This is a genomic window from Siphonobacter sp. SORGH_AS_0500 (assembly GCF_031453245.1).
Taxonomy (GTDB): domain Bacteria; phylum Bacteroidota; class Bacteroidia; order Cytophagales; family Spirosomataceae; genus Siphonobacter.
The window spans coordinates 1-19,160 of record NZ_JAVIYT010000006.1 but is presented as its reverse complement, the minus strand read 5'-3'; the positions used below and the strand labels follow the sequence as shown (position 1 = coordinate 19,160).

Genomic DNA, 19,160 nt, shown 5'->3' with positions numbered 1-19,160 from the left:
AGTAATACTCTGATAATCAATGATATTTTTTCTAGTGAGTAGATATATTTTTCAATGATGCAAGGAATGCATAAGCTACAATCACCACATAATTCAAATTGATGCTGAATAAAAGACTGATAATTAAATAGTTGTGTATATTTCAAGCATTAATTAATGCAATTTCACAGACTTAAATAAGAATAGAAGTGATTGAACGGATTTCCCTAAACGTTAAACTCTTCTAAATTGAAGTTAATTATGGATTTGCTACGGTTGATCTAGTAATTTTGACTGAACTGTCTTCTCGTGCCCATCCTTATGATGTCTATTCGTCGATCATCAACAGCGATTGCTTTTCTTCTCTTGAGTGTTTCCACAAGCATAGCTCAAAAAAAGAAGACTGCCGCTCCAACTCCGTACTTTCCCACTGCTCAAAACTGGGAGCAGAAAAGCCCGCAGGACCTGGGTTTGAATGCCACTCAAATTGCATCAGCAATCAACTATGCGAAGGTTAATGAAAGTAAAAACCCCCGAAGCATGGAAATGTCGCACTACCAGAGTTTCGGGAAAGAACCTTACGGCTTTGCCATTGGCCCTTTTGCCGAACGTGGGGAACCTACGGGGTTAATCATCTACAAAGGGTATGTCGTAGCTAGCTGGGGTGAACCCATGCGATGCGACATGACGCACAGTGTGACAAAAAGCTTTTTGTCTACTGTCGTTGGACTGGCCGTAGATCAGGGATTGATTCGGAATGTGAACGATACCGTGGCTCCGTATGTGCCGCCCATCGAAGTGTTCGCACAACCACTCATGCGTGCGGCTGATCAATTGGGCGAGCCTGAATTACTGCAACCTTTCGCTACACCTCATAACCGCACCATTACCTGGGATCATCTGCTGCGGCAAACGAGCGATTGGGAAGGCATGTTGTGGGGAAAACCAGAATGGGCCGACCGTCCCAGTGCGAATGCATCAGAGTGGCGAACACGCCCCCGAAACAAACCGGGTAGCACGTATGAGTACAATGATGTGCGGGTAAACGCATTGGCTCTGGCCGCGACTAGTGTTTGGCGGAAGCCTTTGCCTGAAGTGTTGAAGACGCATATTATGGACCCCATTGGAGCTTCTAATACGTGGCGATGGACGGGTTACCGCAATGCCTGGATTGTACTCGACGGGCATCCCGTTCAGTCGGTGAGTGGCGGTGGTCACTGGGGTGGGGGCATGTTTATTAATGCGTATGACATGGGCCGTTTTGGTTTGTTAACCATGCACAAAGGTAATTGGAATGGCAAGCAACTATTGTCCGAAAAATGGGTAAGTCAGGCACGCACGCCAACTCTTGCTCAGCCAACGTACGGATACATGAACTGGTTTTTGAATACGGATAAGAAATATTTACCCAGTGCTCCCGAAACGGCTTTTACTCACGTGGGTAACGGAACAAATATAATTTATGTAGATCCTGATCACGAACTGGTCATGGTAGTTCGCTGGATTGAAACAAAGGCGATAGATGGCCTGGTGAAGACCGTTTTAGAAGCCTTACCTAAATAGATTTAGAGAATTTTATTCGTAACCCGGAAGTTTTTGACTTCCGGGTTTTCTTGTTTCTGAATGTACCGCATTATTCCTATGGATCAATTGGGGGGACTTACAAGAAGTTTTATAACATTAATTTCTCAGTAAGACGTAAAGAAAATCTGGGAGAAGATGGCGTTTTCACGTCCGAACACGGGAAGCCTTTTACTTGTGGCCTGGAAGGAGAGGGGAGTATCGTACCGATTGAATAGTTAACATCCATCAAGCATACGGAAATTCTACATAAGCAAGCTCTGATACTCCGTTGCTAGAGCTGATTAAAGTATTCGATATGAGCTGTGGGATTATCTTAATCTACTCATGACCATTGCTCGTCTGCATCAGTAACATTTAGCGTCACAGACGCATTTCTTGGGCGTCCGCGACACAGTCGCGGATCACTACTGTTACCATCTTCTTACCGCTGTCATCCAGAGCGAAGCGAAGGATTGCGAAGTTATGGGGTCATAGAGTGGCTCCCCACTCTCGCAGTCGCTCGGCGAGAGCCGAGCGACTACTTGGCTATAGGCCTCTGGCCGAGAGGATGTAAACCAGTGGATCATCACTAGAAAATGCTTTCTCAAATAAAACATCGCCAGAGTCAAGTAGTGGTAGAGAGCCGTAGTCGTTTCCATTCGTAGTAGGTTTTGAAATTGTAGTGTTAGACAGCTTATAAATGGAAACTACGCATTAGTTTGTATCAATTTACTTTTATAGAAATTATAACGTTTAAATAACGTTTTTATAATTTATATAAAATCAGTGTTAATGTGGCAAACGTTTTTTATCCTATCTATACTCACTCCTACTAACATGAAATCTATCTTATCTCTACTTATTCTTTTTTCAATACCCTTCATTACCTTGGCTCAATCCGAACGTATCATTGATCGTAACTCGATTGGTTGGTTTACTTATAATGGCAATCATCAGGTGAGCAAAAAATGGGCTATTCATACCGAATACCAGTGGCGGCGGACGCAATATATTCGTTCCTGGCAGCAATCGCTGGCTCGCATAGGAGCCGTTTATTCATTACATGAGTTGGTAAAAGTATCCGGTGGTTATACCAATCTAACTACTTATCCCTATGGCGAGCATCCCGTAGCCGGGCAAATGGTACCCAATCGGGAACACCGTTTGTACGAAGACATTCAATGGTCGCAAACCCTTGCCCGTTTCAATCTGGAACAACGAATCCGAGTAGAACAGCGTTGGATGGGCGAGTCTACCGTCAAAGGAGTTCACCATCTTGATACCTGGAATTACGCCAACCGAATTCGCTATCAACTTGAAATTCAGTATCCCTTACAAGGCTCAAGTATCGATGATCGGGAATTTTATCTGACTGCTTTTGACGAGCTTTTTATTAATCTGGGCAAAGATGATAATGTCTATAATCAGAATCGAATTCTGGGGGGCGTCGGTTATCAATTTAACGATGATTTGAAACTAGAGCTGGGGTATCTGCATCAAATCACGCGTCAGTCTGATCTTGACCCCGTCAGCAACCGCCCTATTTATGAGATTAATCAGGGCTTTCGATTAAATCTGATCTATGGAATTGATTTTACTAGAAAGGAAATGCCCCAACCAGGCCGATAATGGCCCCACTTTACCATTCAAAACCTTCACTGGTATGATTATATAAGCATACATACATTATCAACTAAGCCATCCATAACTATGAATGCAGTAAATCCAACTCACACTTCTGATGCTGTTGTAACGGGGGTGTTCGCTAATACGAAAGACGCTGAAAATGCTTATAACGCATTGATCAATCATGGGTTTTCATCCAAAGACATTTCTGTATTAATGTCAGACGAAACGCGTGAACGTTTCAAAGATCAGGAAAATACGTCCGAATTGGGTAACAAAGCTCTTGAAAAAGCTGGCGTTGGTTCAGCCATCGGCGGAGCTGCCGGAGCCATTGTTGGAGCGATAGCAGCTCTGGGTACAGTCGTTGTATTACCTGGCTTAGGTCTGGTGGTAGCAGGTCCGCTTCTGGCGGCCTTGACCGGAGCAGGGGCCGGTGGACTGACTGGTGGCATTATTGGTGCTCTGGTAGGATCTGGAATTCCCCAGGAGCGAGCGGAGTATTATGAAAACAGTCTGAAGGAAGGAGGAATTGTGTTAGGAGTTACGCCTAGAAGCGATGCTGAATATGAAGTTATTGCTCAGGAGCTGCAGCGTTCAGGCGGACAAGAAATCCATAGCCGATCGTCTATTGATTTGTAATTAATAGAAGAAAAAAGAGAACTAGCTCGCCTGAGTTAGTTCTCTTTTTCATTTTTATTAAAGTAGAGATATAATTCTAATGATACACTATTGAATCTATTACTACTCATTGGTAGAATTTCATCATAAACTGTTAAAAATAGCTTACAAAATTTGCTACGTATTTATTGCCTTAACATCAATAGCTGACTCGAATAGCTTAACTAGTTAGTAAGTTATTATAACTTTGATTTATTTACTAATTGATAATGAGTGTATTATAAAATAAAATTTCTAATAATCCCAATGATGTAATGCATGAATGAGTTTATTAACTTAATATATCAATCCCAATACATACTTATAGTAGGCAGCCGTTTAATCATTATAACACTACTTTAATTTTCATAAAACGACAAAATTTAATTTGCTACAATACCGATATATACCTAATTTTGGGGAGTTCTTAAACGCGGCATACTGCCATATGCTTCTAGTGGTTAAGAACGATGAGATTATAGTATCCGCCAATAACTAAGATCAGAAGACTTGTATTCTGCGTTGATTCCCGCTCAGAATCTTCTTTTATGAGTCTTTATGAGTAAATCATAGCTCCGCCAGGCAACCGCCACTACTCATAACTACTGATCGTTACTCATCCCGTTTGCTGTTCATTTGAAAATCCAACCCGGAAGTAGAATTTATTCAATTGATTTTTGTGTACGTATATACATAATCGTCAATACGTCAATCATGTAACGCAAGCATATAATGCTATCTAACCCAGACTTTTATAAAGTTCTGGTAAGTCGCGTATTGATCTATTTTCAGCTCTGACTAATCAACAGAGCCTGTATTTCGTATGCTCATTCTAACAAAAAGGATCATCCGTCAACTAATCAACATGAAAAAAACTATTACCTTCTCCATTGGATTTCTTTTATCAGGTATTGCTTTAATGGCTCAAAATCCGCTTACACCCGCAAAAGGATTTAATGTCATGGTTAAGAACAATTTGACCATTAGTAGTAATGAAACCGATGGGCCAATGGCCGTTGGTGGAAATCTTACTATTAAGGGTAACTATCAGGTAAATATTCATTCCGTAGGTACTTACACGGGTGTGGAAGGAAAACTTATAGGCTTGTACGTGGGTGGTAAAGTAGACTATAACGCTGGAAATACCGTAAAAGTGGACAACAGTCGTTACGTTAAAATTGGTGACTTAAGCACCTCTACCGTAAACAATGGTAATCAGGGAACAGAGACTACCAGAATCGTTAAAAAAACATCGGCAACGGATATTAATACCATTCGTAACCAGAATCCACGCATTGAATTATCTACCACTCAACCCGTTGAAAGTGTTCAGATCCAGAAGAGTGAAAAGCTGGATATGGAATCCATTTTTAGTCAGCTTCAGGATAACTCTACCCTGATTGCTAACTGTCAATCCTCTGTAGATCTGTATGATACAGACAAAGCATCAAATGCGAATAAGGGAAAAATTACTGCTAATGAAATCCCTGGTTCAGGACGTGTAGAAGTAAAATTAACGCGGGATAAAGTCAATTTTCTAAATTTAACTGGCGAACAACTAAATAAGATTAGTACGCTGGTTTTTAAAGATAATATTCAGCCTAATAGTACTACTCCTTTTGTTATTAACATCACCGAAGGAACAACCATTAACTGGAATTCCATTGATATTTCCGGCATTGGAGATCAGCAGGGGCAATACATTTTATTCAATTTCCCCAATACCACAACACTTACGTTAAAATCTCGCAATAATACAATCAGGGGTACGATTCTCGCTCCAAACGCTGATTTCGAAAAAACTATTTCAAGTAACATCGACGGTCAGGTAGTGGCCTTGAGTTATAATCAATCGGGTGGAGAAAATCACTACCAGGTATTTAGTGCGGACGTAAGCGGATGTCAGACGAATAATAAAAGCCTTCCAGTAGAGTTAGCTACTTTCAAAGCTCAGGCTACGGATCAGCAGCAAACGAAATTAACCTGGTCTACAGCCCAGGAATCGAACAGCTCCTATTTTACCATTGAACGGAGTCAGGACGGTAAGTCTTTTGAAACCATCAAGACTGTAGCTGCCCAAGGGAAGTCTACAGTAACGAAAAATTACTCATTCCTGGATACTAACCCCAGTTTTGGCGTGAACTATTATGGGCTGAAACAAATGGATACTGACGGCACTATTCATAACCTGCGGATAGTTTCAATAGTTATCGATTCTCCTGAAAATCATTTACACGCGGTATACCCCAATCCTAATCACGGCGAAAGCTTCGCCATTCGCGTGCAGGATGCTGATACTCAGGTAAAAATGATGAGTACCCAAGGCATTGAAATCGCCATTTCTACCCATCAGATCGAAAGCAGAACTCTTCAAGTAACTCCTTCCCATCGATTACAGACTGGAACGTATTTGCTTCGCATCCAGGACCATTCGGGTGTTTATACGAAAAAAGTAATGATTTTATAGGGGATAGTTGCAACTAATCTCATTTTCGTAAGAATAAGACAGAGCCGGTCTCTGTCTTATTTTTTTCATCTACGCCATTCTCGCGAAGTAACTTTTCAAGCCTTTTCAACAACTATTATATATTTTTATCCATTTCTGAGTATAATAAACTTTCCGTGAAAGGTTATATAACATTTTATAATTGTGCGTTTGTAAAATGTTATACAACCTTAGATAAGTTAAATCAACTACTTAGTTAGCTTGTTTTGAAGGATCCAATTCGGTAAAGCCAGTAACTAGCCAATTGAAAACCAGAAAAGTAAGTTCTTAAAATATCTAAGTCGGCCAGATAAATCAGAAGAGCGTATGAACATTAGCCATTCATACGCTCTTCTGATTAAATTACCACTCCTATAAATTACTGAATAGCAGATACATCCGTTAATGCTTTCATAAAGTTAACCAGATCTGCTTTCTCTTGGATCGTTAAATGAAGCGAATCAGCGGCTAGGGTTTGATTGGGTACTATCAAGCCTAATCCCTGCCCACCACCGCGATCATAAAACTCGACGACTTCTTCGAGGGTTTTATAAACGCCGTTGTGCATGTAAGGGGCCGTTAACTCGACGTTCCGTACAGTAGGTGTTTTGAAGGCATGTCGATGCAGATCTGCTTTGGTTAAGTTGTATTTTCCCAAGTCAGAATCCAGGCGAAGGTTTTTCCAACCAGCCTGTGCCGGTACGCCCAACACTTCACTTTCTGCTTTTTCATAGAAAGGCGGTACCGTTCCATTCATCAGAGGCAGAAAATGGCAGGTCGCACATTTGGCCTTCCCCGCGAAGAGATTAAACCCTCTTTTCTCACTGGCATTCAGAGCTTTATAATTACCCCGAACGTACTGATCAAAGCGACTATTTAGGGACAGCAGCGTTCGCTCGTAAGCGGCAATGGCGTTACGAATCGTTTGAGGACTAATGGCTTCTGTCGGATAAGCCTTTTGAAAAGCTTTCTTATAGGCTGCATGATGCTGAAGTTCATCCACGGCCTTCTCTAAAGAGCCATGCATTTCGTCAATATTGGCAATAACATCCTGAGCCTGATCTTCCAGATAAACCACGCGGGAGTCGCTAAAAAGACGAGCTTGCAAGGCAGCATTTAATAAACTCGGCGTATTGCGTTGAATCGTCCCGCCCGACAGCGAAGCACTCCGCGTTATGCCATCGGTAAAGGCCTTGTCCGGCTGGTGACACGAAGCACAACTGCGTTGATGATTGCCAGAAAGAATCGGATCATAAAACAGACGTTTACCCAGTTCCACTTTTTGCGGAGTGGTTCCCTGGCTGGCAACGGATAAGTAATGTTCGGGGTTAAAAGCAGCCGAATCATGCATCGTCATAGCCGAAGCCGACAAGGCTCTCGATTCTCCAAAGGGTTCTATACGAAGGGCTAACTGGGCTTCATATAACTTTTTACTCAAGGGATTCAGGTGTTCAGTCAGGTAGTCCAGACGATTGAACGCTTCAAACGACCCCTGTAAAGGGTGATGGCATAATTCAAATTGCCGCTGTAATTGTTGAGCCAAAACCGGGTCTTCTTCCTGTAACTCTTCTCTATATACGTTAATGTTATCTTCTATAGCCCTAAGAGCTGCTCTGGCTTCGGGTAAAGAATGCAAAGCGGCGGGAGAATCAAAGCCGGAAATGCCGAGTGTAAAAATGCGGAAAAGCTCCAGCCGGGCCGCATCGAAAATATGCTGATCGGTTAGCTGGTTCGAACCATCCATGAAAGTTAAACGGGTCAGATTCGCCTTTAATACCCTCAGATGTTGCAATAAAGCAGCATTCTGGGTGGTGTCTACTTGCGGAAACAGGTATTCTTCAATGACCTGGAAACCCTCGGGCGGAATGACCACTTGATCAGCCTCTTCAAATTCGTCCAGTGGCGGGCCGTTCAGGTTTTTTGCCGTTTCCGGAAAATAATAATCCGTCAGCCACTCCACCCGTTTGTAGGCGAGGCGGGCTTGACAAAAGCGGCTCTGAATCTCAGCGGGCTTTGCTTTGCTTTCAACGCTTTTTAGTAATAAACTAACCGATGAATCCAGTTGAATAATATCCTTTCGAAATTGCTCCTGAACGAGTGCTGCACGGCTCTGCTTAGGCTGGCATCCCCACCAGATTACCCCCGCCAGAATTCCTAAACTCAAACAAAAAATCAAGCTTTTTTTCATGAATAAAAAGCAGAAATTCCTGCCAGTTACCCGGCAGGAATTAGGTGTTACTTTATTGATAACTAGCGAGGTAAGCCACGGATGATTACTACCTGACTCGCCTGATTTTCGTTTTTACGAATGCTTCCGCCATCCACGCCTGCGTATTTGGACGAACGCCAACTGTGAGGCTGAACCATCAACATAAAGGTAGCATCCTGTCCGGTAGCTTCCGAAATATCTACCATTGAGCCGTATTCCCAGCTACCCAGGCGTGACTCCACGTATTGCGTGGCTGACTCGTTCTGGTTATACTTTTCTTTATCAGCCGCCGTGCGGTGGTGATCCAGCTCCAGCACTACTTTCAGTTCACCCGTAGCAATGTTATACTGATAAATGTAGCTGTCGTGCTTTTCATCGCCGTAACCGTTAGGATCTTCCTGCACGTAAACGTAGTTTTTCGTCACGCAAATGTTATCCACATCCTGGAACGTTTTAGCTTTACCATTGCGGTCATCACCGTCCAGAATCACTTCCAGTTGCCCATTTAACGGGTTGTTAGCATCCAATACCAGACGGTAGGTACGTCCATATTTGGTACGGGAATAATCAGCATTAACTCCCGTATTGTTTTGTCCGGTTACGTTGAAATACAGCTCGCGACCGATGCCATCTTTGCGGTAATCCACGTCTTCAACCCGACCAAATTTGATGGATTTCAGTTCAGTATCAACCTTCTGGTTCATCTGGCGGCCCGTCAGCGTTTTCTGATCTTCAATTTTCACAAATTCAACGGCGTATTTCTGCCCTTCTTTCATGTCCATTTCCCGCTGGTTCAAGTCCTTGCGACGCATCGTGTAATACGACCCATTATCCAGATCACCCACCTGATCCGCCATGTACATAAACACCTGACCGCCATTGGTTCCGCTGTCGTCATCCCCTACAATGATAACCGTTTTACCCGCATAGGCCGTTTTAGGTAAGGGCAAGGCCTGTTCTGCATTCTGACGACCCAATGAAGATTTCGTGCGGGAGGTGCTGGCCGCTCCGGGCATAGAGTAGGGGTCTAGGGCATGAATCTGAGACTCTTCGCTGGATTCACCACAAGTCAGATAAACGGGACCAAAACCGTGTTCCTTTGGCGTTGCCATCGTAGCCGAACACAAACGATACTGGCCTCCATCCGAGTTAAGGATGTATTCTCCTTTCACGGGTTTGAAGGTTTTATCCAGGGTAATCCGTGAAACAGAGAAGTTATCCTCGTGGTTGATGAGCATCGAGAAGGTGCCATCTGCGTTTTTCAATAAACCTGAGCCATCCGCAGAACCTCCGAAAACGAAACCCGGTGACTGAGGAAGCACGTCGTCAGACCCAATGAGCGAGAAAAGTTCCAGGTTCTCGAAGCCCGTTTTTTTCTTCAGTAACACTGGGGTTACTGAATGATTTTGAAGTACCACGCCGCTATTATCAGGGTCGGTGTGATCCGTACACGCCCATAAAGCAGCCCCTAAAAGAATCGTTGCAGATAAAGCTCGTTGCATGTGATCAATTGCTGTTAAGCTGCAAAATTCTCTACCATATATTACTTGTATGTTACTGGCTTTTTACATTATTGTAAGTATTTACCACAACAACTATCTCATTTATTAACACCCTTCTTTTCTTACCAGCTATTACTTTTGCATGTCCATAATGCAATCCTCACTTATAAATAAGTACGGATTGCATTCCAGAATTCAATTGTGCCATTGTAACTTTCTGGTTTGGCAACAAAGGCTTTAATGCCGAGTTCAAGAGCTTGTTTTTTCACTTTTGCACTATCCAGAAAAGAAAAGATAATAATTGGAATGGTTTTCCATTTTTCTAATTGCATGATGCGTTTAGCTATCTCTATGCCATTGGATGAGGACAATTCATAATCCAGGATAAAGAGGTCGGGCTTTGAATCAAGCTTTTCAAGTAAGTCAAATAACTGGCTGGCGTCTTCACTAAAGTGTAACTGTCCGTCGATCTGGCTTTTCTGAAAAGCCATTTTTAAAATTCTCTGGTAATCCGTGTTATTATCAACTACAACAAAAATGGGTATTTGAATCATCTAATCTATTTATTTTACGTAAGGATGAATAGGCTAGCTAACTACATTTTTTACAAGCAAAACTCCTAGTTACCTAATTTATATTACGAATTTCTTACCAATTCTTTAGATTACCAACCTGGTAAGAGCTTTTAACTTAGTCAGTAATTTCAAATGATGGATTCCAGACGAGATTTTCTGAAAAAAGCTTCCTTATTAGCTGCCGCCGGGCTTATTCCTGCTTCCATTCAAAAGGCTCTTGCCATTGATCCAGAAGAAGGAACTAGCTACCTTGATGCCGAACACATCGTCATTTTAATGCAGGAAAATCGCTCGTTCGATCATGCCCTGGGAAGCCTGCGGGGCGTTCGCGGTTTCAATGATCCTCGAGCCATTGATTTACCCAATAAACGTCCCGTCTGGCTGCAAACCAATGACAAAGGTGAAACGTATGCCCCTTTCCGTTTGAATCTGAAGGACACCAAAGCCACCTGGATGAACTCCCTGCCGCACTCCTGGGGCGATCAGGTTGAGGCTTTTAACGGCGGGAAATACAATAAATGGCTTCAGGCTAAAAAATCAGGTAATCAAGCTTTTGCTTCTATGCCCCTCACACTGGGGTATTACACGCGTGAGGATTTGCCCTTCTATTACGCCCTGGCGGATGCCTTTACCGTTTGTGACCATAATTTTTGTTCGTCCCAAACGGGTACTACGCCCAACCGTTTATTCCTGTGGACCGGAACCATCCGCGATCCGCGTCATCCCGAAAGCCGGGCTAACGTCTGGAATAGTAACGTCGATTATGGAAAAGAAGCCAGTTGGAAAACCTTCCCTGAACGATTAGAGGATGAACAGATTTCCTGGAAGATTTATCAGAATGAAATCAGCCTACCAAGCGGCCTGGAAGGTGAAGCCGAAAGCTGGTTAGCAAACTTCACCGATAACCCCATTGAATGGTTCAGTCAGTTTCAGGTACGTTTTCACCCGGCTTATCATGCGTATCTCACAAAATTTATTGAGGAAGCTCCGCAAAAAATAACGGATTTAGAGAAAAAACTTCAGCAGGAAACGGCTGGTTCTGAAGCTCATAAAAGAACCAAACAGGAGTTAACCCGCCTGAACGAATGGCTTAAGATCGCCAAACAGGATCATGCCAAGTGGACGCCTGAAGCCTTTGACAAGCTTTCAGAACGAGAAAAAAATCTTCACCGGAAAGCCTTTACCACTAACGTAAACGATCCTGACTACCGTAAAGTAACCAAGCTTACCTACGACGACAAAGGTACCCAACGCGAAACGATGCTGCCGAAAGGCGATATTTTGCACCAGTTCCGTTCGGATGTAGAGAACAAGACCTTACCCACGGTTTCATGGCTGGTGGCTCCCGAAAACTTCTCCGATCACCCGACGGCTCCCTGGTATGGGGCGTGGTATATTTCAGAAGCAATGGATATTCTAACGAAAAATCCTGACGTCTGGAAGAAGACCATTTTCATCCTGGCTTACGATGAAAATGACGGGTATTTCGATCACCTGCCGCCTTTTGTTCCGGCTCATCCGACTCGTCCAGAAACGGGTAAGACCAGTAAAGGCATTGACACAACCCTGGAATTTGTTAGTCTAGAACAGGAGGCAAAGGAAAAAAATCCCCGTTCCGGCCCCATTGGTCTGGGCTACCGCGTTCCGCTTGTCATTGCTTCGCCCTGGAGTCGGGGTGGGTTTGTATGTTCCGAGGTATTTGACCATACCTCCGTTCTTCAATTCCTGGAAAACTTTTTGAGTCACAAAAAAGGTAAGTCCATTCGAGAAACAAACATCAGCGATTGGCGAAGGACGATTTGCGGCGACTTAACTTCGGTTTTCCGTCCTTTTCACGGAGAGAAAATGGATTTACCACAACCGGTCAATAAAAACGCATTTATTGAGCAAATTCACTCGGCTCAGTTCAAAGGATTACCTTCCAATTTTCACGCGTTTTCAGAGACTGAAATTCAGCAACTGCTGAAAGATCCGAAGTCTTCCATCTATTACCCGCGTCAGGAAAAGGGCACGCGTCCGGCCAATGCCCTACCTTACGAACTCTATGCAGATGCTCAAGTAAATGGTAATGATTTTGTATTAACGCTGAAATCCCTGGGCCCAGCGGGTTCTCCTTTCACGGTTTACGAAATCCTCGAAAACGATTTCAACATCCGTCATTATACCGTTGCGGCGGGTGATGTGTTAACCGATCACTGGCCGATTTCTGGAAATTATTACTTCCGGGTCTATGGGCCGAACGGTTTTTATCGGGAATTTAAAGGTGCGGCTGGGGTTGCGAATCTCCAGGTCCACTGTGCGTATGAGCAGTCAGCGAAGAAAGAATTTACGGGTAATCTACTCGTAACATTCTCAGGAAAAGACGGTCAGATCGCAACCATTACCGACCACTCCTACGGGCAGGCCCCGCAGACTAAAAAGCTCAGTAACAAGCCCCAGAAACTAACCTTGAATCAGCAGAAAAGCCATCACTGGTATGATTTCAGCGTAGCAATTCAGGGTGTTTCTTACCGCTACGCAGGTCATATCGAAACCGGGAAATCCAGCTTCAGTGATCCGGCTATGAGTTAAGTTTATTACTTTATCCCTAAAACAAAGGAGAAGTATTTATTAATTTTACCTAAGTTTTATTAGGCAAGATAGATAAATACTTCTCCTTTATTTTATACCTTCCCTTAACCATTTGAAACTATGTCAGAATTAAAGAAAGCATTAAGTCCCGTTCACGTGTGGGCCATTGGCGTTGGGCTGGTCATCTCGGGCGAATACTTCGGCTGGAATCTGGGCTGGGGAGTGGCCGGAACCCTGGGTCTGTTAATCGCCACGCTGATTATCACCGTCCTTTACTTTACCTTCATTTTCAGTTTTACAGAATTAACTACCGCCATCCCCAATGCGGGTGGCCCATTTGCCTACGCCCTGAAAGCCTTTGGGAGCTGGGGAGCCATCATTGCTGGTTACGCCACACTCATCGAATTTCTCTTTGCTACCCCAGCCATTGCCCTGGCTCTGGGCAGTTACATGCACTTTCTGTATCCCAGCATTGACGTCATTCCGGCGGCCATCACGGGCTATATCGTTTTCACGCTGATTAATCTGCTGGGCATTCAGGAAGCAGCCTGGTTTTCGCTCATCATGACGATTCTGGCCATTGCCGAACTGCTGCTATTCATTGGTGTGGCGGCCCCTCATTTTCAGATGAGTAACTTCCTGCATAACCCCTTTCCCTTTGGTTGGGCGGGTGTGTTTGCCGCCTTACCTTTTGCCATCTGGTTATTCGTTTGTCTGGAAGGAATTGCTATGGTGGCTGAAGAGGTTAAAGACGAAAAATGGGCTTTGGCCAAAGGATATATTTCTGCTTTGTTAACGCTGGCCTTGCTCGCTCTGGCCGTAATGATTAGTGTGGGTGGTATTACTTCCTGGGAGCAACTTTCCACCATTGATTACCCCTTACCCGAATCCATCGGTTTGATACTCGGACAGAATAATCCCTTAACCAAGCTGTTTGCCAGCGTAGGCCTATTCGGACTCATCGCTTCTTTTCACGGCATTATTATCAGCTACTCCCGGCAGATGTTCGCACTGGCCCGACAGGGATATTTACCGGCGTCTTTAGCGAAAGTCAGTTCGAAACGACAGGTACCTTACGTGGCTTTGTTGGTCGGGGCGGGATTAGGCATCCTGGCACTCTTATTGCTGGACACCAGTAAGTTAGTGATTCTTTCCACGATTGGAGCGGTGGTGGTTTACGTCGTAAGCATGTTAACGCTGTTTCGTCTGCGGAAAACCGAACCTGGTATGAATCGGCCCTTTAAAGCCCCCTTCTATCCGTATTTCCCGGCTATCGCTTTTGCCCTTGCGTTACTGGCTTTACTAGCAATGGTGTATTTCTACAGCCTGTTAACCCTGCTCTTTTTCGGCGGATTACTTCTGATTTTACTAATCTATCGTTTCCAGAAAAAACCGACTCAATCCTCCTTATGAGTTATCAATGTACCATTCGGGGATTTACCTATCGCTTTGCAGACCTCAAGGAGTTACTGGCTAAAGCTAGTCCGCTTCGGTCGGGAGACGGATTGGCGGGCATTGCGGCTCAGACGTATGAAGAACGAATTGCGGCTCAAATGGCTCTGGCGGACGTTCCGTTACCGGTCTTTTTATCTGAAACGGTTATTCCTTACGAAAACGACGAAGTAACCCGACTCATCATCGACACGCACGATACACACACCTTTGCGGCTATGAGTCATTTTACCGTGGGAGATTTGCGGGACTGGTTATTAAGTGACGACGCCACGCCAGAGCTTTTACAAACGATTAGCTCTGGGTTAACCCCCGAAATCGTCGCAGCGGTGTCAAAGCTGATGCGAAATCAGGATTTAATTCTGGTTGCTCAAAAGTGCGAAGTCGTTACCCGCTTTCGTAATACGCTGGGTTTGAGAGGTCGCTTGTCCGTTCGTCTCCAGCCGAATCACCCTACGGACAATGCCAAAGGAATTGCCGCCAGTATTATCGACGGTTTATTATACGGCAGCGGTGACGCCGTGATTGGTATTAACCCGGCCACTGACAGTCCCGCTGCCGTTACCCGATTATTGCGTATGCTCGACGACGTTCGGCAACGCTTTGATATGCCCACACAAAGCTGCGTGTTGAGTCATATCACTACTACGATCCCGCTTATGGAACAACAGGTTCCGGTGGATCTGATTTTCCAATCGATTGCCGGAACTCAACAGGCCAATACCAGTTTTGGGATTACCCTCGCTTTATTACAGGAAGCTTACGAGGCCGGTTTAGCCCTGAATCGGGGAACGGTTGGCTCGAATGTCATGTATTTTGAAACGGGGCAGGGGAGTGCCTTGTCATCCAACGCTCATCACGGCGTCGATCAGCAAACTTGCGAAGTACGAGCATATGCCGTTGCTCGTCATTTTAAGCCATTTATGGTCAACTCCGTCGTTGGTTTCATTGGGCCGGAATACCTTTTCGATGGAAAGCAAATCATCCGGGCAGGACTGGAAGATCACTTCTGCGGGAAATTACTGGGTCTGCCGATGGGTATGGACATCTGTTATACCAACCATGCCCAGGCCGATCAGGATGATATGGATACGCTATTAACGCTCTTGGGAGTAGCGGGCATCAATTTCATTATGGGCGTTCCCGGAGCCGACGACATTATGCTGAATTACCAGTCTACTTCCTTTCACGATGCCTTATACTTACGGCGGGCGTTAGGACTTCGTCCCGCACCCGAATTTGAGGCCTGGCTGTTGCAGCAGGGAATCATGGGAGCGGATCAGAAAAGGCTTGAATCGGGAGCTTCACAAACGTTATATCGACAATTTTTTGAGTCATGAATGAACTACAAAAAAGTCCGGTTTCGCCCGACGGATGGGAAAGTCTGAAAACATTCACGCAGGCTCGCATCGCCCTGGGTCGTACGGGTGTTTCCATTCCTCTGCGGGAATCGCTGGCCTTCAAACTTGCTCATGCTCACGCCAAAGACGCGGTGTATTCTTCCCTGGATACCAATTTTTTCATGGAAAAATTTACGGAATATGACTTACCGTTCTTTCTCCTGAAAAGCAAAGCCGCTCACCGCGACGAATACCTGCAAAGACCCGATTTAGGAAGACGGCTACAGGAAGAATCCCGGAAAAATTTAGCAGCAACTCATTTACAACCAGCCGATATTGCCATCGTCATTGCAGACGGACTATCGGCCTCAGCGGTAAATACCCACGCCTGGCCTTTGATTAGGGCTTTTCGGGCACAAGCCTTGGCCCAGGGTTTCACCTTCAGTCCATTGGTTTTAGTCCAACAGGCTCGCGTAGCTATTTCTGACGAAATTGGCACTTTACTTCAGGTCAAAATGGTGGTCCAACTGATTGGAGAACGGCCCGGCTTGAGTTCCTCAGACAGCATGGGAGCGTATGTAACGTACGCACCAGAACCCGGTTTGACCGACGAACGCCGCAATTGTATCTCCAACATTCGTCCGCAGGGATTAGGTATTAACCTTGCCGTAGACAAGCTTATGTACCTGACTCAACAGGCTTTTCGTCTGCAATTGACTGGCGTAGCACTGAAAGATGATGCCCCTGACGGAACCGAAACCCTGAAACAATAGGTTGTTTTATTAACTTTACCTAAAGTAGCAAGACTTCCCTACATGAATTTTTTATACCAGTTAGGCTCCGTCATAAGCCTTTTTATTTTCATTCTAGTACAGTCTTTACTCTTCGTTTACGCGATTAACGTACTTCAATCGCCCAACCGTCCTAGCTGGAAAGCTCCGCTCACGGTCTTCGCCTGTTTTATGGTAACGGTGGGCTTATATTATTATTCCAACCCAGACAATATGCCTTACATCCGGGCCCTGCTTTTTGTGTATGGGATCGAATGTATTCTATTAATTATTCTCTTTCTGCGAAAAACGAAGTCTTAATTTTAGCTTTTAGTGGGTATTTATAAAGTGGAATAGGGTTGAAGATGTTTTTTATTTAACATAAACAAAATTATAAAACAAATTGTATTATACTGAAAGAGCTTGACTGAGACTCATCTGCAACTTCAAAATAGCTCGTTAAGGCTCATCATATTATTTTTCAATGCGTACAAAACAATACCAATTGAAGTCTTGACATTCATTTTTTCCATAATTCTCTGGCGGTAATAATTAATGGTATGCTCGCCTAAGAACAGTTCTTCAGAGATTTCTTTACTGGTTTTCTGCTTACCAATAAGCTTGATTATTTCCATTTCTTTACTAGAATATCCATCGAATTCTGCTTTTCGTACAGACGGAGCATTTTTCATGAAGCGTTTAATCATCACCATCATTCCGTCCCTGCAGAAGTATTCCTCTCCATTCATTACTTTTTCAACGGCCCTAAGTATTTCACTGGGCTCTGACGTCTTCAAAATAATCCCTTTGGCTCCTGCCTTTAGCATATTCATCAAGTCATCCTCATCATCGAAACCAGTTACACATATTACTTTAGCTCCAGACTTCGTATTACTTAAATATCTAGTTGCCTCAATTCCATTCATCCGGGGCATACGTATATCCATGAAGACTACGTCGGGCTGATACTTGGCAACTACTTCAAGAACCTGTTGTCCATCAGGGGCAGTAGCGACTACGGTAAGATTATGATCCATTGTAATCGTTGACTTAAAAGCCTGTACGACATAGGGATGATCATCGGCAATCACGATTTTAAGCTTCTTATTCATCTTACGTTCTAAAAGGAATTTTGAATGAAAAAAGGTAATTAAAACTTTCGTTTTCGTTGAGTGGTGCATAGTGAAGATGTCCTTCCATGCGGCTTATGCGATGTTTAATACTGGACAAGCCTGTGGTCTTGTGGTCATTCTCCCAGGGAATACCCTTACCATTATCACTATAGTGTACTACAACCTTTGATTCCTGCATGAATAGGGATACTTTCACCCGTGTAGCAGCGGCGTGCCGCCAGGTATTAAGTAGTAATTCTTCCAGAATAAAATAGATATTCGCTTTAGACCTATTGGTTAGAACAGACTCATCTAATTGGTAGGTAAAATAGACTTTCAGATTATAGGCCGCCCCGTGATCAGTGAGCATGTCTGAAAGAGCATTTTTAAAGTCGCTGAATTCGTTAGTCTTTCGAATCCAGGATGATAATTTTCTTACTTCAAGAATAGAAGAATCTAAAGATTTTATAACGTCACTTAACTTCTCACGATCATACCCAGATGATATACTTAAGTTGTATAAAGTCATTCTGGTATACGTAAGCATAGGGTTAATTACGTCATGAATATCATTCCCCATCTCTGTCTTCTCCTGCTGGTGGGCTTTCATTAGTAATTTATACTTTCTTGCAAACCAGACTTTCATTACAACTAAAGATACAAAACTGGTAAACAAGATTCCGACAATAATTTTTTTGCTTTGTTTAGATGATGTTTCCCGTTCCAATGCATATCTGAAGTATTGTACTCTCCGTTGAGCCTGACCGTATTTAGCCGAACTTAATTTCAATCACTAACTTATATTACAAAGAGTTTTATAGCTCTATTATCTATATTAATATAGGTTTTCATAAAATTTAATAGTTTGATATAGATGGTAAAATAGCTCCAACACTAACAATGCATGTATTGCAGTATTGATAGGTTTTTTTTAATTCAATATTTGTACCATATATCTATACTATTCACATATTATATCCTATTACTTAAGATATATTTTGCTCTTCATGGCTGTTTTATATATTCGATTTTAATGTATCATTAGTAAATTATTTAATGGTCTATAGGCTATTATCTATACTAATTTCTGTTCTGTTATTATCAATACTTGATAAAAGTTATTTATATAGAAATAAGCTATAGTTACATTAACTAATTTATTTAACTTAATATATTAACCTACTAGTATTAGTATGAATTGAGATAATTTTTACTAGTATAAATGTTCATGTCAGCCAACGACTACCATAGTGTTAGCCAACTCATTTACAGTAAATTATATCCTAAACAAGAGGCTAATTCAACCTATTGCTACACCT

14 protein-coding genes are annotated in these 19,160 nt (G+C 43.3%); 9 read left to right on the top strand and 5 right to left on the bottom strand.

The features are described 5' to 3' along the window. Positions 1-300: 300 nt before the first annotated feature. From QE357_RS21745 to QE357_RS21730, 4 genes are all read left to right on the top strand, one after another. Entirely contained in the window at positions 301-1,542 is a 1,242-nt protein-coding gene (locus QE357_RS21745) for a serine hydrolase (RefSeq protein WP_309712362.1), read from the top strand. An 837-nt stretch (positions 1,543-2,379) separates the two neighbouring features. Next, positions 2,380-3,171 carry a DUF2490 domain-containing protein gene (locus QE357_RS21740; RefSeq protein WP_309712359.1) on the top strand — a complete coding sequence of 264 codons (792 nt, stop codon included), beginning with the start codon at positions 2,380-2,382 and terminating at the stop codon, positions 3,169-3,171. A gap of 81 nt (positions 3,172-3,252) precedes the next feature. Continuing rightward, positions 3,253-3,807 carry a hypothetical protein gene (locus tag QE357_RS21735; RefSeq protein ID WP_309712356.1) on the top strand — a complete coding sequence of 185 codons (555 nt, stop codon included), beginning with the start codon at positions 3,253-3,255 and terminating at the stop codon, positions 3,805-3,807. An 883-nt stretch (positions 3,808-4,690) separates the two neighbouring features. After that, positions 4,691-6,292 carry a collagen-binding domain-containing protein gene (locus QE357_RS21730; protein ID WP_309712353.1) on the top strand — a complete coding sequence of 534 codons (1,602 nt, stop codon included), beginning with the start codon at positions 4,691-4,693 and terminating at the stop codon, positions 6,290-6,292. A gap of 397 nt (positions 6,293-6,689) precedes the next feature. Here the strand turns inward: QE357_RS21730 and QE357_RS21725 are convergent, their stop codons facing one another. From QE357_RS21725 to QE357_RS21715, 3 genes are all read right to left on the bottom strand, one after another. Continuing rightward, complete coding sequence (locus QE357_RS21725) at positions 6,690-8,498, bottom strand: cytochrome c peroxidase (protein WP_309712350.1); 1,809 nt, start codon at positions 8,496-8,498, stop codon at positions 6,690-6,692. Positions 8,499-8,560: 62 nt separating this feature from the next. Beyond that, positions 8,561-10,021 (bottom strand): hypothetical protein, encoded by a 1,461-nt coding sequence (locus tag QE357_RS21720; protein ID WP_309712345.1) that lies wholly within the window; start codon positions 10,019-10,021, stop codon positions 8,561-8,563. 164 nt (positions 10,022-10,185) lie between these two features. Then, positions 10,186-10,575, bottom strand: coding sequence for a response regulator (locus QE357_RS21715; protein ID WP_309712342.1), 390 nt, complete (start codon positions 10,573-10,575; stop codon positions 10,186-10,188). Positions 10,576-10,728: 153 nt separating this feature from the next. Between QE357_RS21715 and QE357_RS21710 the strand changes: the two genes are divergently transcribed. The 5 genes from QE357_RS21710 to QE357_RS21690 all read left to right on the top strand — a co-directional run bounded on the left by QE357_RS21710 (position 10,729) and on the right by QE357_RS21690 (position 17,050). After that, positions 10,729-13,167 carry a phosphocholine-specific phospholipase C gene (locus QE357_RS21710; protein WP_309712339.1) on the top strand — a complete coding sequence of 813 codons (2,439 nt, stop codon included), beginning with the start codon at positions 10,729-10,731 and terminating at the stop codon, positions 13,165-13,167. Positions 13,168-13,287: 120 nt separating this feature from the next. Beyond that, positions 13,288-14,580 carry an ethanolamine permease gene (gene eat / locus QE357_RS21705; protein ID WP_309712336.1) on the top strand — a complete coding sequence of 431 codons (1,293 nt, stop codon included), beginning with the start codon at positions 13,288-13,290 and terminating at the stop codon, positions 14,578-14,580. Continuing rightward, positions 14,577-15,959, top strand: a complete 1,383-nt coding sequence (locus QE357_RS21700; RefSeq protein WP_309712333.1) for an ethanolamine ammonia-lyase subunit EutB — start codon at positions 14,577-14,579, stop codon at positions 15,957-15,959. Before eat ends, QE357_RS21700 begins: the two co-directional genes overlap by 4 nt. Further along, a complete protein-coding gene (gene eutC / locus QE357_RS21695; RefSeq protein WP_309712330.1) occupies positions 15,956-16,732 on the top strand; it encodes an ethanolamine ammonia-lyase subunit EutC in 777 nt (258 codons plus the stop codon). The genes QE357_RS21700 and eutC overlap by 4 nt, the downstream gene beginning before the upstream one ends. Positions 16,733-16,774: 42 nt before the next feature. Beyond that, entirely contained in the window at positions 16,775-17,050 is a 276-nt protein-coding gene (locus QE357_RS21690; protein ID WP_309712327.1) for a hypothetical protein, read from the top strand. A 125-nt stretch (positions 17,051-17,175) separates the two neighbouring features. On the opposite strand, the gene QE357_RS21685 is transcribed toward QE357_RS21690, so the two are convergent. Together QE357_RS21685 and QE357_RS21680 are read right to left on the bottom strand one after the other, a co-directional pair. Then, positions 17,176-17,841, bottom strand: coding sequence for a response regulator transcription factor (locus QE357_RS21685; protein ID WP_309712324.1), 666 nt, complete (start codon positions 17,839-17,841; stop codon positions 17,176-17,178). Position 17,842: 1 nt separating this feature from the next. Next, positions 17,843-18,487, bottom strand: coding sequence for an ATP-binding protein (locus QE357_RS21680; RefSeq protein WP_309712321.1), 645 nt, complete (start codon positions 18,485-18,487; stop codon positions 17,843-17,845). Positions 18,488-19,160 lie beyond the last annotated feature (673 nt).

Bases quoted from the DNA above. Each gene is read 5' to 3' on its own strand.
- QE357_RS21745 (WP_309712362.1), top strand. From the start codon at position 301: ATGATGTCTATTCGTCGATCATCAACAGCGATTGCTTTTCTTCTCTTG.
- QE357_RS21740 (WP_309712359.1), top strand. From the start codon at position 2,380: ATGAAATCTATCTTATCTCTACTTATTCTTTTTTCAATACCCTTCATT.
- QE357_RS21735 (WP_309712356.1), top strand. From the start codon at position 3,253: ATGAATGCAGTAAATCCAACTCACACTTCTGATGCTGTTGTAACGGGG.
- QE357_RS21730 (WP_309712353.1), top strand. From the start codon at position 4,691: ATGAAAAAAACTATTACCTTCTCCATTGGATTTCTTTTATCAGGTATT.
- QE357_RS21725 (WP_309712350.1), bottom strand. From the start codon at position 8,498: ATGAAAAAAAGCTTGATTTTTTGTTTGAGTTTAGGAATTCTGGCGGGG.
- QE357_RS21720 (WP_309712345.1), bottom strand. From the start codon at position 10,021: ATGCAACGAGCTTTATCTGCAACGATTCTTTTAGGGGCTGCTTTATGG.
- QE357_RS21715 (WP_309712342.1), bottom strand. From the start codon at position 10,575: ATGATTCAAATACCCATTTTTGTTGTAGTTGATAATAACACGGATTAC.
- QE357_RS21710 (WP_309712339.1), top strand. From the start codon at position 10,729: ATGATGGATTCCAGACGAGATTTTCTGAAAAAAGCTTCCTTATTAGCT.
- eat (WP_309712336.1), top strand. From the start codon at position 13,288: ATGTCAGAATTAAAGAAAGCATTAAGTCCCGTTCACGTGTGGGCCATT.
- QE357_RS21700 (WP_309712333.1), top strand. From the start codon at position 14,577: ATGAGTTATCAATGTACCATTCGGGGATTTACCTATCGCTTTGCAGAC.
- eutC (WP_309712330.1), top strand. From the start codon at position 15,956: ATGAATGAACTACAAAAAAGTCCGGTTTCGCCCGACGGATGGGAAAGT.
- QE357_RS21690 (WP_309712327.1), top strand. From the start codon at position 16,775: ATGAATTTTTTATACCAGTTAGGCTCCGTCATAAGCCTTTTTATTTTC.
- QE357_RS21685 (WP_309712324.1), bottom strand. From the start codon at position 17,841: ATGAATAAGAAGCTTAAAATCGTGATTGCCGATGATCATCCCTATGTC.
- QE357_RS21680 (WP_309712321.1), bottom strand. From the start codon at position 18,487: ATGAAAGTCTGGTTTGCAAGAAAGTATAAATTACTAATGAAAGCCCAC.